Consider the following 14,379-nt stretch of genomic DNA (forward strand, 5'->3'; position numbering starts at 1 on the left):
GCGCTTGTCTCTTTATGATGTGTTTATCTAAAAGAAGTGATAAAGCTTGTGAACAAGGTGCGGACATCGTACTGATGTTGATTGATAGGCTCGATAGGCCGGTTAATGCCGAGCAATGTGTATACTGCAGTTCTTGCTGCTCGGATAGAGTATTCTTCCGTGAATACAACATCATCTGGAATTTCGCAATATTGGCCAACGAAGGCAAGGTTAGTGGAGCCTTCAGGCACTACTTTAGGTCGGTCGCTATTTAATCTAGGCATGAATTGTGAAGTGATATAAGGCATCATACATGGAATACAATTAGCAGTTGCCATGATCTCGTCCTTATGTTCTTCGAAATGAAGATGACCGATTAATTCTTCCATAATTTCTTCACCAGTACATTCGCTCATTTTCTTCTTCACGAAGTCTCCTACGTTGTCAGGGTACAAACCGTAACCCCAGAATACTTTTACATGCTCTGGTTGATTGCGGAAATGCGGTTGGAAAGCTAAGACAACGGACATTAACCAGCTCGAATCTTTAAAGGTAACCAATGCGCCAGTGCCTGCACGATTACGAGTGAATTTCTCCATAAGATCGAAGAATTTGGAATCTTGGAAGGTCACGGTAAAGGACTCCCATTTCGAACCATCGATATGATCATCGAAGGAGGATGGATTGCCGAGACCTGGTTTTTTGGCAGCGATGTTCTCCCATAACTTCCATGAGCTACCCTTTCCATTGAGACGTGGGGCAGAGGTCATGGATCCAAGGCTTGATCCTTCAGTCATGGAGCCGTTCGTGACGATTACGATATCGTCTTCGCTTATGTTAATAACGTCTGGGACACCTTGGCGCAGGACGTTCATTTGGGTTACGGTAATGCCATCTCCGTCTTTGAACTGCAGGTCAGTTACTGTACATTTCAATGTAAAGTCTACACCAAAGCCTTCGAGATATTTGTGCATAGGTAAGATGATGGAATCATACTGGTTATATGGAGTGCGGGTTACGCCTTCCAGGGTTTGAATTCTTGGGAACTCATGAACGAAGCGAATCATATATCGTTTAAGCTCTACCGCGCTATGCCAAGGTTGGAAGGCGAAAGTAGTAGCCCACATATACCAGAAGTTCGTGGTGAAAAAGTGTGGACCAAACCAGTCGTTAATCCGAGCTTTTCCCATTTTTTCTTCTGGTGTAATAATCAATTTACCCATCGCAAGCCGGTCAGCCATATCGAAGCCCATGGATAATACATCTTCCACCTCACCGTTGCGGTTAACGAGTCTAGCGTTAGCATGTGTTGGATTGGCGGTATCGAATTCTATAATCTCTTCTCTAACGGATTTCTCAGGATGGTCGAGGGAGGGAATCGACATGAGTAGATCCCATGTATTCTCATAGGTCTCATCGTTGAGCATCCGGCCACCGCGAATGACATAACCGCGCTCAGCGTCACCTGCGCCGTCGTTGCTGCCACCGAGAATCTTCATCTCTTCAATAATGTGAATGTTCTGTCCCGGAAAGTCACAGTCTCTGACCAGGTAAGCCGCGCCCGCTAAGGATGCAATTCCGCCACCGACAAAATAAACCTGTTTATTACCGTACTCTTTTTTCACAATGGTCGCCTCCAAGTTGTTGTTGAAATAATCACACTCTTAATGTAAACCAACTCCAATTTCGAAGGTATAATCAATCCTTTTAGAGTGTATGGATTTTAGTCATTACGGTCCATGTGTCTAGTTTTTAGACAAAAAAACCGCTGAACCCAAAGGTTACAACGGTTTGTTCTCATATTTGTGCAAAGCTTTTAGAAAATTCCCCTCAATGAGTACACTTAGCTTCTCGATAATGTGATCCGGATGCTCCTTCATCCCGTCTCTCATCCACTGAATGACAAGGCCTGTGAAGGCCAGTGTATAGAAGTTAGCAATGAAATGTTTATCTTCGTGGCTAACCTCCATCCCGGCGGACAGTTCGTTTATGACACCCATAATGAGATCATTCGTCACTTCGTATAGATACGCATCCAGATGATTTCTGCCCAGTGAGTTCAAGGTGTTGCAGCAAAAGGTTTTATTTCGTTCGATATAGCAGAAGATTTTATAAAAACCGTCCGTCCACGTACTGTAGCTACGATACTGGGCGATGCTCTCTACAGCCTCAGTCTTATAGATCCAACCGAGTAAATCAAATATATCTTGAAAATGATAATAGAAGGTTTGTCGATTTAGTCCGCAATGGTCCACGAGTTGTTTGACTGTAATTTTATTGAGCGACGTATGTTCCATTAGTTCTTTTAAGGAATGGGACAATGCATTTTTGGTTAGAAAAGAATTGGACAACGATCGATCATCTCCTCCGTTCAAGCTTTCGGCCACTGCTTAACCAGCAGACGAATTGCTTCCGCCAATAAACCGAGTGCAAATCCTCCACATATAAAAAAGAAAAAAGCAAGGAGTCCCGCGAGATCCTCCCAACCGGACATCTCTCTATAGGTGTAGCTTAGCATAATTACTGAACCGATGATTATTCCTGTTGTAGTGATTAACCAGAGTAGACGAGCTCCGAACCATGCTAAGACGTTAACGATACCAGATACGACAATGGAAAAGAGTGCGAAGCGCAGCAAGAGTGTGACATCCAATGTATGAGCCATCATAACGAATCTGTGCAGAATAAAAAGCAGCCACAGAAAAATACCATAAACAGCCATCCAGATAAACCAACGGTTACTTTTAGTTGCAGGCAGGAATTTCAATTCTGGCTCACCTCTTTTTCCAAAGTACGAACGGTGTACAGTAGAGATTATACGGAGAAAGATTCCAGTTCTTCTACACTTTGCAGCAGATGATTCAGCAGGTTCGGAATGTCCTCCATCTGCTCCTCTGTGATTTGCCTTTTGAATCGCAGCTCGATGCAGTTGTTGTAGGTTTCACCTTCTTGACCATAAATGAAGCTTAAAGATTGCACAGGCTGGAATTCAGGCCCCCAGATCGCTTTGAGAACACTCTCGATCGCCTGACATTCAGCAGGGATATCTTCGATCTCCATATAAAAACGTAACGAAAGATTGCAACCGGGATCCGTGTTAGGCACTTCCAGTATTTCATCGCTAAGATCTTTCACAGATGAAGTAAGAAAGACTTCGGCGGTTACGCTCCTGCCAGCCGTCAATTGGAAGGAAAGGCTAAATTCTCTGGACATCGATGCCATATTCAGAAGGTCGGAACGATCCGTAACTACTAGAATTCCGTCCAAATTATCGTAATCGTAGATTTGGTTCTCAAAAGCAATTTTAATATTATCGAAGACAGTAGGATGGAACAATAATGGCACCTTCTTTTGTTTATTAGTATTGTAACATGATCTAAATAGAAGTGAAAAAGATGCCCGGGGACCATATGGACCGGGCATCTTTCGCTTGTTACTCCATGACCTTGAACATGCCCGTCATACCCGGGGCATGATTCTGAAAGCCGTATCGTTCGTAAAAGGTATCATTCCCATGTGATGCGAAAAGTCCGACGAACGCGCCAGAAAAACAATGAGATCGAATATAGTGTATTAGCTGCTCAATAATGACATTACCAATGCCTTGGCCCTGAAATTCGGGAAGCACGGCTACGTCCTGAATATAGAAATACATATGACCATCGCCGACGATCCGCCCCATACCGATAACCTTGTCTTCCTGTACAACGACCATACCATACACCGAATGAGCCAGAGAGGCTGCGGTCATTTCCGTATTCACGTTCCCCCAACCGACAGCTTCCCATAAGGAGGCATGCTCCTCAGTCGTGGGTAAACGTTCAATACATTCATAATGATGTGCTGTTGTCATAGCTAATCACCCATTCTTTGTTAAGTTATTGTAGCGATTGTAGTGTAGTAAGCTCCACTGTAATCAGCCCCCTTAGGATGAATGGGTATTCACTGTGATCTTGTTAGTTCGTAGGTGCAGGTGCGGTATATTTCAGGAAAGTCTTCGGAATCGGGCTTTCGAAGGTCATTAACTCTCCTGTAGTAGGATGAATAAAAGAAAGTACACGAGCATGCAGACCGAGACGGCCTACCGTTTTGGTCTCTGCACCATACTTCTTGTCTCCTGCAATCGGATGGCCGATATCTGCCATATGAACACGAATCTGATTTTTGCGTCCAGTTTCAAGCTTTACCTCAAGTAACGAGAAGTGGCGGTTCGCCTGAATGAGCTTATAATGTGTGATCGCATGTAGACCATCGCCTTCATGAGGACTGGAGTACATTTTCAGGGTAGAGGTTTCTTTTAGCCAAGAGCTCACTGTACCTTCAGGTCTTTTGACGGCGCCTTCGACTAGAGCTACGTAAGAACGTTCTTTCACGGTATCCTTCCACGTAGTTTGCAGTGCTTGCTGGATCCGTTCGCTTTTGGCAAACATCATTACCCCAGACGTATCGCGGTCCAAGCGGTGCACGACAAAAATTCGATTCTTAGGATTGCTGATGCGGACATGCTCCATAAGCTGGCGGTAAGCTGTTAATTCATTTTCTTCCGCAGTGGCAATCGACAGCAGTCCAGCATCCTTCTGAATAATGATTAGATCATCATCTTCATGGACGATGGTGAGTCCGATCGTTTCCGCTACTTGTACAGGCTTTTCTTGATCAATCGTCACAGTTTGACCCGGATGCAATTGAAAATTATGCTGTGTGATTACTTTGCCGTTCACTGCTACTTGTCCACGCGAGAGGATAGATTTAATAGCATTTCGTCCACGGCCTGTGATATGGATGAGTAAGAAGGGTAGCAGCTCAGAAGGTTCATTTACTGTAAAAGACTTGGGCGCTGCGGGTGCTTTAGCTTTATGATTAAGCTTGCCATTTGGCTTGCTGTGGGAATTGCTGTGGGAACGAGTACCTCTTTTGGCTGTTTCTTTAGGATTTCTTCTTGTGTTCATGACTGCATTCTCCGTCCTTTAATATTGTACTCCTCAATATACCATGGGCGGTTAAGAAATACTATGTGAAGGGCAGCAAGAAACGAATTCGATTTATAGATAGAATAGCTGAGCTAGTCCTATCAGCAGGAATAAGCTGAAATATATCCAACCGATCACATTAGCGTATTTCTTTTCCCGGTGCATAGCATTGACTGCATATATTTTAGTATCCACAGTAAGCAACAGAACACTGGAGATCAGCAGCGCAACAATTACGTAGGTTAGCTGGTGATAGAGCATAGTAGTGCCTCCTATAAACGTCATTTAATTTTGTTTAAGACCTACTCTGTCGATGTGAGTTTTCAACTTAACTTCAATACTGAGATTGGAATACTGCTGCTCCCAGTCATGTTTGTCACGAACATGTGCTTTCCAGTAGGAGGGAGCATATGCACGAATATATTCACCCATGCCAAAGACATCGGAATGTGCTTGTTGAGTTTCTTCAATAAGGTGGTTGAAAATACCGATCACTCTCTTTTGAAAGATATCTTCAATCTTTTCTAAAGAACGGCTGGAATCGATAGGGATATTACTACGTAAATGCTCATCTAGAGCCGCTTCTAAAGAGAGGTTATAGGTGATGTGAGGTTTGCCCTCTTTGAATTGAACTTTCACCCTCGTGAACCGGTCGTTGACCTTGAGCATCACCGGACCGAATTCATCAGCATAAAAAAGATCGGAGTATCCCCCGGGATTAATGCCCTTCATGGACATATATGCTCCAATCTCAATCGGAATCGTCGAACCGACCATCACTCCACCACTAAAGTAAGCTAGGCCTTTAATCATGATATTGTCTTCCTGATGTAATGAGACGTAAGGCAGATAACCACTTTCGCCCCATTTGGAATCTGCTGACCAGAATACACCTATATAATCAGCGGGAAATTTCCCCGATGTCACTGCTTTTTCCATGGTGGAGAGGATGTAAAGGGTCGGCACTCGCTGCAGTGGAGGATTAATATTCATGAATTTGGCAGCTTCCCCTTCGGACACTAGCAGCCAGGTCCGGCGACGAACTTCTGGATTTCGCCGCAAATAATCATTTAAGTCGTCCATGCTTTTTCTTGCTATGTCCTCACTAATAATAATCACTCGTAAATGAATTAGATAACGTGGATCAGAAATTTGCTGCTGCAAATTGTTCATGGCGTCATCTAATGTGTACCCGTATACTTCTACGACCCATACTGGATTTTGATTCCCGCCTCCGCCTTCACCCCCACTGCCTGGTCCCAGTGGAACTCTTCCCGGAACCGCAATTTGGGCGGTTACACGAATTTGGGGTAGGTTAATATTTGCGCTTTTAAGATGAGTGGTTTGGTCATCATTTGTTTTGCTGTCTGGAGGGACGGAATCAATGGATAACCCTAGCACCAATGCACGATCTTCAATTTCGAGCTGGTCCCAGCAACCTGCGAGCAATCCAGACAGGAGTGAGAGAATAAAAATAAGAACTACACGCTTATAAATTTTTTCATTCATGAGAAATGGCTCCTTTATTTCGGATTAAAGAGACTAACCATAATAAAAGAGGATAGAAGGTCAAAAAAATCAAACCGATTATCGCTGTAATGCTAGCAAATGAATAGACCTGAAATATGTTTCTCGGCAAAAGTGAAAAAGTGAAGATAAGTGGAAGTAAGAAACTGGATATTAGGCGGTGATCCTTGTGCCGCAGCACTTGCTGCAGAGAGTATGCGGCTAAGTAGTAGTTCGTAAAAATGGTAGTGAATATAGAAATCACCCAAATTATTATAAAAAGAGCATCAAACCGTTCTAATAGTCCTGCGCCGATGGATATGGAGCGAGCTGCTTCTAGGGTTGGATAGGACAGTAATTTGGTTTCCTGAGCTCCAAACATGCCTAGAGTGACCCACACGATCATTACATAAATGAATCCAATGATACCAAGCGCAACAGTGCCTGCTTTAAGGATCTGTTGAGGTTTTTTCATTAGAGGAACCAGCAGGATGATGACAAATGTGCCTTGATAAAGGCCAGCGGATGTAATTGTTCCTTTGGAAAAGCTTGAAAAGGTGGTGTAATTTCCGGTGAGGGGTAGCAGGTTCAGAACATCAACATTTCTCATAGCTACCAATATAATTGCGATAACGGATAATAGAATAAAGGGTAAATAAAAAACATGTACATAAGTGAATTTTACAATATTTCTACGGATTGATAAGGCAACCAGTAGGAGCATTAAGAGAATTACTGCTTCGATTGGTGTCTTTTTAAAGACAACCGCAACACATACTTCTCCGAATTGGCGCATGGTGATCCCGGCAGAGAAAGCAAAAAACAAAGTAATAAGCATGGAGAAAATATCTGCGAGCCAAGTTCCGAGAAGGCGGCGGCTGAATACGAACAACGTTTCGTTAGGGAATTTTCGGCAGACAACCGCTGTAAACCAGCAACCTAAAAAAGCAACAGGTACGCCAGAAGCAGTTACGAGCGGTGCACCACTGTCTCCGGCTTCAGCCATATAACGAGGAATACTTAAGATTCCTATTCCTATAATCGTACTGATGATTACAGCCATGACTTGGATCGTTGTTATGGGGCGGTTACTATTCATCAGCTTCACTTTTCTCCTTAAAAATCAGATCGGTATGCATTTTGGGGATATCCTTCGCAAGAAGATCGGGATCAGGTGTATTGAGAAAGCTTGGGCGACTTCGCATCCACCATAAAGGTACACGAACAATACTATCCTTGAGGTCCTTCCAAATCGTAGGAACAAAGGGTGTCATGTAGGGAACGCCGAAGGATTCCAAGAATAATAAGTGGTTAACAATAACAATAGTGCCAAGCATTACTCCGTACAGACCAAAGCAGCCTGCCAATATGATCAGTGGAAATCTAAGCATTCTTGAAGAGATTGCGGCATTGTAAGCGGGTGTGGCAAAAGACCCTATGGTCGTTATAGCGACAACAACTACGGTAGTTGGACTCGCCAGACCTGCTGCTACGGCTGCCTGACCAATGACAAGCACACCTACAATAGAAAGAGCCCCGCCAATCATTTGCGGTAGGCGAATGGTTGCTTCGCGCAGCACCTCCATGAAGACTTCCATAATCAGAACTTCCAATACGGCTGGAAAGGGTACGCCAGCTCTTGCACCAGTTATTGCTACGGCGAACTCTGTCGGCAATAGCTCAGGATTGAAAGAGATAATGGATACATATAAGGCTGGGAAGAAAAGGGAAAATAATAATGCGATCAGGCGGATCATTCTTAGGAGGCTTCCTACAACAAAACGTTCTGTATAGTCATCCATCGTCTGAAAGAACTGATTGAAAAGCGCCGGGACGATGAGGCAGAATGGTGAGCCATCTACAAGGATGATGACTCGTCCTTCTAATAAAGAGGCTATAGATTTATCCGGACGTTCGGTTGGCTGAACCTGTGGAAACGGGGAAAGGGGATGATCCTCTATGAATTGCTCGATATACCCCGCATCAAGGATGCCGTCTACATTTATTGCTGATAATCGCTTCATCACCTTTTGAACTAGCCCTGGATCGGCTATTCCTTCGATATAACAAACAGATACTTTTGAGCGCGTCCGTACGCCAAGAGGGGCAGTTACTACACGAAAATCCGGTGTTTGTAGTCGATAGCGAAGTAAAGAGATATTGGATTCTAAATTCTCTATAAACCCATCACGCGAACCGCGTATGACTTGTTCAGTTTGAGGTTGCTCAATGCTACGATGCTCAATTTTACGCAGATTGAAGTAAAGTGCCTGATCCATTCCATCTATGATTAGAACTACATTTCCCTCCAGCAAGATAGAGGCTAGAGTATTTAGATCCTTAGTACGGTTACCTTGTGTTACTTGTACCGTCATACTCCAGATGTAATCAGGTAAATCCTTTAGATCTTTTGGAATTTCTGAGAGATCAGAGGAAACATTCATTAATGGCTTTAAAACATAGTTCTGAATTTGATTCTGGTCCACCACAGAAGAAAAAAAGATAATAGCCGCATCATGTCTACCGTACACCTTGAAGTTACGGACTATAAGATCACTGTCTTCTCCAAAGACTTGTTGAATGAAGCTTATATTGCTCTCCAGGCTGGAATCCAGTGGCTTTACCGGACGATTGTCCTGGGCAGAGGACTCTTTGCGTGCAGGTTTATGTTTAAAAGAGGTATATTTTTGTTTCCAATTTTGCACGGTCGCTCCACCCTTCTATGAAATCTCTCTTCTTAAAGCTTGGCTTAAAAGAAGGCCTTTTATGTAAATATTTCAAAGGAAGAACATGGTGACCATAGTTAAGGAGTGTTGCTCAATACACTTTTGACCGCTAAACTAAAGATAGAAACGCTTAAGGGGTTATGAGAGATATGATGATGCAAGCACCTACTATTGAACAGGCGCAGGCTGAGCTGCAAAAATATTACGGTTATCCGGATTTTCGGGATGGTCAGAAGAAGATTGTTCAGAACTTGCTGGAAGGTCGCGACACACTCGGTATTCTTCCTACGGGAGGTGGGAAATCGATTTGCTATCAAGTTCCCGCACTGCTGCTTCCTGGGCTAACACTAGTGATCTCACCATTGATCTCTCTGATGAAGGATCAGGTCGATGCGTTAACCACGGCAGGTATTCCGGCAGCCTTTATTAATAGCACGTTAAGCGGGAAAGAAGTAAATGAGCGGATTCGGGCTGCCCGTCGCGGCGATTTGAAGCTGCTTTATGTTGCGCCCGAAAGGCTAGAGCTGGACTGGTTCCGTCTGGAGATGGCTGAGCTGGCGATTTCCTGTGTGGCTGTGGATGAGGCGCACTGTGTATCTCAGTGGGGACATGATTTCCGTACAAGCTATTTGTCGGTATCACCTTTTGTGAACGAGCTGCCAGAACGGCCAATCTTGGCTGCATTTACAGCGACGGCAACACCAGAGGTTATGGAGGATATGGTTCGGCTGCTGCGTCTGCGCGAGCCGGGTATTTTCATGACTGGACTCGGAAGAGATAATCTAGCGATGTCTGTGCTACGTGGAGAGAATAAGCGGGAATTCGTCATGGATTACACAGCAACGCATTCTCATCAGCCGGGTATTGTATATGCGGCTACACGCAAAGAAGTGGATGATCTATATCAAAGGCTGCAGGCTTCAGGAATAGCGGCAGGCCGCTATCACGCAGGTATGAATGATCAGGAGCGGGCAGATAGCCAGGAAGGCTTCCTATATGACGATATCCGGGTCATGGTGGCCACCAACGCTTTTGGGATGGGGATTGACAAATCCAATGTCCGGTACGTAATTCATTATAATATGCCAAAAAATATGGAAGCTTATGTTCAGGAAGCGGGCCGTGCTGGACGTGACGGGGAGCCGAGTGAATGTATTTTGCTTTTTAGCGCACAGGATATTATGACGCAAAAGTTCCTGATCGAGCAGAATCCGCAGGATACGGACCGTAAAGCTAACGAATATCGCAAGCTTCAGCAAATGATTGATTATTGTTATACTACCCGCTGCTTGCGCAGTGCCCAGCTGGATTATTTCGGGGAGGAGCATGAGGACAAGTTATGCGGCATTTGCAGCTCATGTACAGATGAACGAGAGCTTGTAGATATGACCGTAGATGCGCAGAAGATATTCTCCTGCATTCACCGTATGCGGGAACGTTATGGAGTTGCGTTGGTGGCTTCTGTGCTGAAAGGCTCTCGCAATCAGAAGGTGATGCAATATGGTTTTGACAAGCTGCCAACGCATGGGGCGATGTCGAGCCGGACAGAGAAGGAGATCTCAGAGAGCATCAATGTACTCATCTCTGAGGGATATCTTGCTTTGTCTGAAGGACAATACCCCGTAGTGCGGCTCCAGCCTTTGGCTGCTGAGGTACTGCGCGGACAGCGTGAGGTCATGCAGCGAGTAGCGCGGCCATCACGAGCAGGTGCGGCATCTGGTACGCGAGTTCGTAGTCGCGGGCATGACCTGTCACCTTCGGCAGTCAATGAGACCGTCTTTGAGCAACTGCGTCTGATCCGGCGAGAGTTGGCGGGACGTGAGCATGTGCCCTCATATATTATTTTTAATGATGCCACGCTGCGTGAGATGAGTGTGGTTTGCCCACAGACCGAAGCGGAAATGCTGAGGGTAAAGGGTGTCGGGGAAGTGAAATACCGGAAGTATGGTAAGGCATTCCTAGAGTTTTTTCAAAATGAAATGTAGAAAAGGTCGTGTAGCATTGAAAATCGTTCTGACCACGCTAAACGCAAAATATATCCATACCTCACTGGCGATCCGTTTGCTTAAAGCTTACAGTGAGCATGAATTTAAAGATATTCATTTGGTGGAGTACACCATTAAAGATCCCGTGATGAATATCGTGTCCGACTTGTTTCAGAAACGGCCAGATGTGATTGGCTTCTCCTGTTATATCTGGAATATCGAAGAGACGCTCAAGCTGATCGGAATTCTTAAGCAAGTGATGCCTGAGGTTACGATTGTTCTCGGAGGACCGGAAGTTTCTTATGAGCCGCTGCATTGGATGAAGAGAGAAGCTGGCATTGATTTTATCGTCAACGGAGATGGAGAAGAGACGTTCCATCATCTGCTGCAGGAGCTGAGAGACGACCGGAAATTTCATTTTGTGTACGGAGCTGCTTATCGTAAGGGAGAGGAGATCATTGTAAATCCACCTCGTCCCAAAAGCGATCTAAATACGCTGCCTACACCGCATCGTTTTCCAGAGGATATTCCAGATCTGAGCAAACGTATTGTTTATTTTGAGACGAGCCGTGGGTGCCCGTTTAACTGTCAATTTTGTTTATCCAGTATTGAGGTAGGCGTACGTTACTATGATATTGAGCGAGTGAAGTCTGATTTACTCTACTTAATTGAAAATGGTGCCAAAATCATTAAATTCTTGGACCGCACCTTCAATATCAACCGCAACTATGCGATGGAAATGTTTCAATTCCTGATCGATAATCATCAAGGCTGTGTGTTCCAGTTTGAAATCACAGCAGATATCATGCGGCCAGAAGTTCTGGATTTCCTGTCGAATAATGCGCCTCCGGGCATCTTTAGATTTGAGATTGGTGTACAGTCTACAAATGATGAGACGAACGAGCTTGTTAAACGCCGTCAGAATTTCAAGAAGCTCTCTCGTACGGTAATGAAGATTAAGGAAAGTCGCAATATCGATCAGCATCTGGATTTGATCGCGGGGCTTCCGATGGAGGATTACACCACCTTCCGCAAAACCTTTAATGATGTATTCGTTATGGAGCCAGAAGAGCTGCAGCTTGGATTCCTCAAAATGCTTCGCGGGACGGGTCTGCGTGCACAGGCGGCAAAATATGAGTATACGTATATGGAACATGCCCCTTACGAAATTCTTAGCAGTCATATGATGACCTTCTCGGATATTATTCGTTTGAAGCGGCTTGAGGATGTGCTGGAGAAATACTGGAACAGCCACCGGATGGACCATACAGCCAAATACTTGATCCGTCACGTGTTTGATTCACCATTTGATTTCTTTCAGGAGTTCGGTGACTACTGGGAGGAGAGAGGCTGGCAAAAGATTGGGCATCAGCTAGAAGATCTCTTTACCCGTTTGCAGTCCTTCTTGATAGATCGTGGGACTCCGTCTATGGATATTATTACTGGGCTAATGAAGCTTGATTATTTCCTAGGACACAAGTATAAGCCTCGCAAAATCTGGTGGGATTTCGTGCTGGATAAGTCGGATTGGTCGAGTTACTTGAGGGATATCGCTGCTAATCCGGGTCAAATCTCTGCGCAGTTGGCAGAAGCCGGACTCAGTGAAAGAGAGCTGCAAAAATATACGGTGCTTGAAGTGCTGCCGTTCTCGCTTGAAGCGGTGCTGGAATCCATCAGTGGTCTACGGGCGGATGGGGGTTCAGAGGAAGAGGAAGCAGGCGATGCTAACGACGGGGCTGTACCTTCTCCTGAGTCATTAATACAGGGAGTTACAGAGAGTAGTTTAGAAGAGTCTGTCCAAACCACAAGCTCTGCTGTAGCCGTAGCTGAATCACCTTCCGTTCGCGAAGGTCGTACACTGCTAATTGTAATGTATCAGCAGAACGAGAGCCAACGCGCTCAGTATTATACGCTGCCTTTGTAATAAGGCGATTGTGTAGGGAGGAAAGACCGTTCCTTTGGGGGCGGTCTTTTTTTGTTACATGCGCAAGCGTCTTCTGAGTCCGCAAGTGGTGGAGGGAAGTGATGATTGGCCATAAAAGTCTTCTAAGTCCGAAAATGAAGGGGGATAGTAATGGCTGACCAAAAGCGTCAGATGAGTCCGAGAGCGGAGGGGAAGAAAGGAGCTAGGAGTAATGTAAGCTGCTCACAACCCAAAACGAAGAGCAGCGATCCCCTAATAACGGGAGGATCGCTGCTCTTCTGTCTAATAAAACTGATAAACCACGTTTTTCTCTTAACTTGTAGTCGTAACCTCAGAAGGGAAATGCTGTTCTAACCAGTTAAGCACATCGGCCGTAACTTGATCCCGGTTCACCTCATTAAGCATTTCATGCCTGCCACCTGGATAGAGCCGATACTCTACGTCCGATATCCCTCGTTTCTTATACAGCTCCGCAAGACGAGGAATGCCTTGGCCGCTCATCCCTACAGGATCCTTATCCCCACCAAATATATAAATGGGCTTACTTGTACATAATGTCCTAAGTGATTCCTCGGAATGGATCTCCCTTAGGAGGTGGAAAAAACCACGGAAAAAGCGTGTTGTACAAATGGCTCCGCAGAATGGATCGGCAATGTACTTATCAACTTCCGCATCATCGCTGCTCAGCCAGTCATATGCAGTTCTTACGGGAGAAAAAGCACGGTTGTAACTGCCGAATACTAAGCTGTTCAGTAGTACACTTCGGTGATGTTCACCCTTTAACTTGAGCTGTGCACTAGCCAGAGATTCTCCAAGGCGCAGCATACCGCGAGGACCATTTGTACCGCTTAGGATAAATCCTGCATAGATTTCGTTACCCTCTTCACACATCAGCTTTTGAGCCAGAAAGGAACCCATACTATGAGCGAATAGAAAGATGGGCTTACCTTCATGTTTGGAGAGTGCTTTGGCTGCCACCTGGAGCAGATTGCGCCGCATCCAGTAGAATCCGTCTTCACCAACATCGCCAAGCAGATCAACTTGACCAGCGGTTTTACCATGTCCCCGGTGGTCATTGACATATACTGCATAACCTACTCCGGTTAATGCTTCCGCAAAACGAGCATAGCGGACAGCTGTTTCACACATACCGTGAGAAATTTGCACGATTCCTCTAACTGACACATCGGATTCAGGTAACCATTCATAGACATGGATATTTACACCTATGGGATCCGTTATGGTAAAGCTATTTTCCTTCATGGTCCATTCCTCCTAAAGGTTCTCGA

Annotated in this window: 13 protein-coding genes; 2 read left to right on the forward strand and 11 right to left on the reverse strand. The window is 45.0% G+C overall.

The window, feature by feature from the left end:
* Positions 1–23: 23 nt before the first annotated feature.
* The 10 genes from NYE25_RS27365 to NYE25_RS27410 form a co-directional block, all read right to left on the reverse strand.
* Positions 24–1,604 carry an oleate hydratase gene (locus NYE25_RS27365; RefSeq protein WP_341147335.1) on the reverse strand — a complete coding sequence of 527 codons (1,581 nt, stop codon included), beginning with the start codon at positions 1,602–1,604 and terminating at the stop codon, positions 24–26.
* A 156-nt stretch (positions 1,605–1,760) separates the two neighbouring features.
* The gene (locus tag NYE25_RS27370; protein ID WP_341147336.1) at positions 1,761–2,330 is read right to left on the reverse strand and encodes a TetR-like C-terminal domain-containing protein; all 570 of its coding nucleotides are present in this window, start codon (positions 2,328–2,330) and stop codon (positions 1,761–1,763) included.
* 20 nt (positions 2,331–2,350) lie between these two features.
* Positions 2,351–2,746 (reverse strand): hypothetical protein, encoded by a 396-nt coding sequence (locus NYE25_RS27375; protein WP_341147337.1) that lies wholly within the window; start codon positions 2,744–2,746, stop codon positions 2,351–2,353.
* 47 nt (positions 2,747–2,793) lie between these two features.
* Positions 2,794–3,315, reverse strand: coding sequence for a hypothetical protein (locus tag NYE25_RS27380; protein WP_341147338.1), 522 nt, complete (start codon positions 3,313–3,315; stop codon positions 2,794–2,796).
* A gap of 97 nt (positions 3,316–3,412) precedes the next feature.
* Positions 3,413–3,832, reverse strand: a complete 420-nt coding sequence (locus NYE25_RS27385) for a GNAT family N-acetyltransferase (RefSeq protein ID WP_339269406.1) — start codon at positions 3,830–3,832, stop codon at positions 3,413–3,415.
* A gap of 103 nt (positions 3,833–3,935) precedes the next feature.
* The gene (locus tag NYE25_RS27390; RefSeq protein ID WP_341147339.1) at positions 3,936–4,928 is read right to left on the reverse strand and encodes an RluA family pseudouridine synthase; all 993 of its coding nucleotides are present in this window, start codon (positions 4,926–4,928) and stop codon (positions 3,936–3,938) included.
* Between the two features lie 93 nt (positions 4,929–5,021).
* A complete protein-coding gene (locus NYE25_RS27395; protein ID WP_149645127.1) occupies positions 5,022–5,210 on the reverse strand; it encodes a CLC_0170 family protein in 189 nt (62 codons plus the stop codon).
* Positions 5,211–5,234: 24 nt separating this feature from the next.
* On the reverse strand, positions 5,235–6,458 hold the full coding sequence (locus NYE25_RS27400) for a Ger(x)C family spore germination protein (RefSeq protein WP_340974672.1): 1,224 nt from the start codon (positions 6,456–6,458) through the stop codon (positions 5,235–5,237).
* Positions 6,451–7,554, reverse strand: a complete 1,104-nt coding sequence (locus tag NYE25_RS27405; protein WP_341147340.1) for a GerAB/ArcD/ProY family transporter — start codon at positions 7,552–7,554, stop codon at positions 6,451–6,453. The genes NYE25_RS27400 and NYE25_RS27405 overlap by 8 nt, the downstream gene beginning before the upstream one ends.
* A complete protein-coding gene (locus NYE25_RS27410) occupies positions 7,547–9,160 on the reverse strand; it encodes a spore germination protein (RefSeq protein WP_341125991.1) in 1,614 nt (537 codons plus the stop codon). Before NYE25_RS27410 ends, NYE25_RS27405 begins: the two co-directional genes overlap by 8 nt.
* Positions 9,161–9,330: 170 nt before the next feature.
* On the opposite strand from NYE25_RS27410, the gene recQ reads away from it, so the two are divergent.
* Together recQ and NYE25_RS27420 are read left to right on the forward strand one after the other, a co-directional pair.
* Complete coding sequence (gene recQ, locus NYE25_RS27415) at positions 9,331–11,166, forward strand: DNA helicase RecQ (protein WP_076284133.1); 1,836 nt, start codon at positions 9,331–9,333, stop codon at positions 11,164–11,166.
* Positions 11,167–11,182: 16 nt separating this feature from the next.
* Positions 11,183–13,090, forward strand: a complete 1,908-nt coding sequence (locus NYE25_RS27420; RefSeq protein ID WP_341147792.1) for a B12-binding domain-containing radical SAM protein — start codon at positions 11,183–11,185, stop codon at positions 13,088–13,090.
* 312 nt (positions 13,091–13,402) lie between these two features.
* On the opposite strand, the gene NYE25_RS27425 is transcribed toward NYE25_RS27420, so the two are convergent.
* Positions 13,403–14,353, reverse strand: coding sequence for an alpha/beta hydrolase (locus NYE25_RS27425; RefSeq protein WP_341147341.1), 951 nt, complete (start codon positions 14,351–14,353; stop codon positions 13,403–13,405).
* Positions 14,354–14,379: the final 26 nt, after the last annotated feature.

The organism is Paenibacillus sp. FSL E2-8871 (assembly GCF_038000345.1).
GTDB lineage: Bacteria > Bacillota > Bacilli > Paenibacillales > Paenibacillaceae > Paenibacillus_AQ.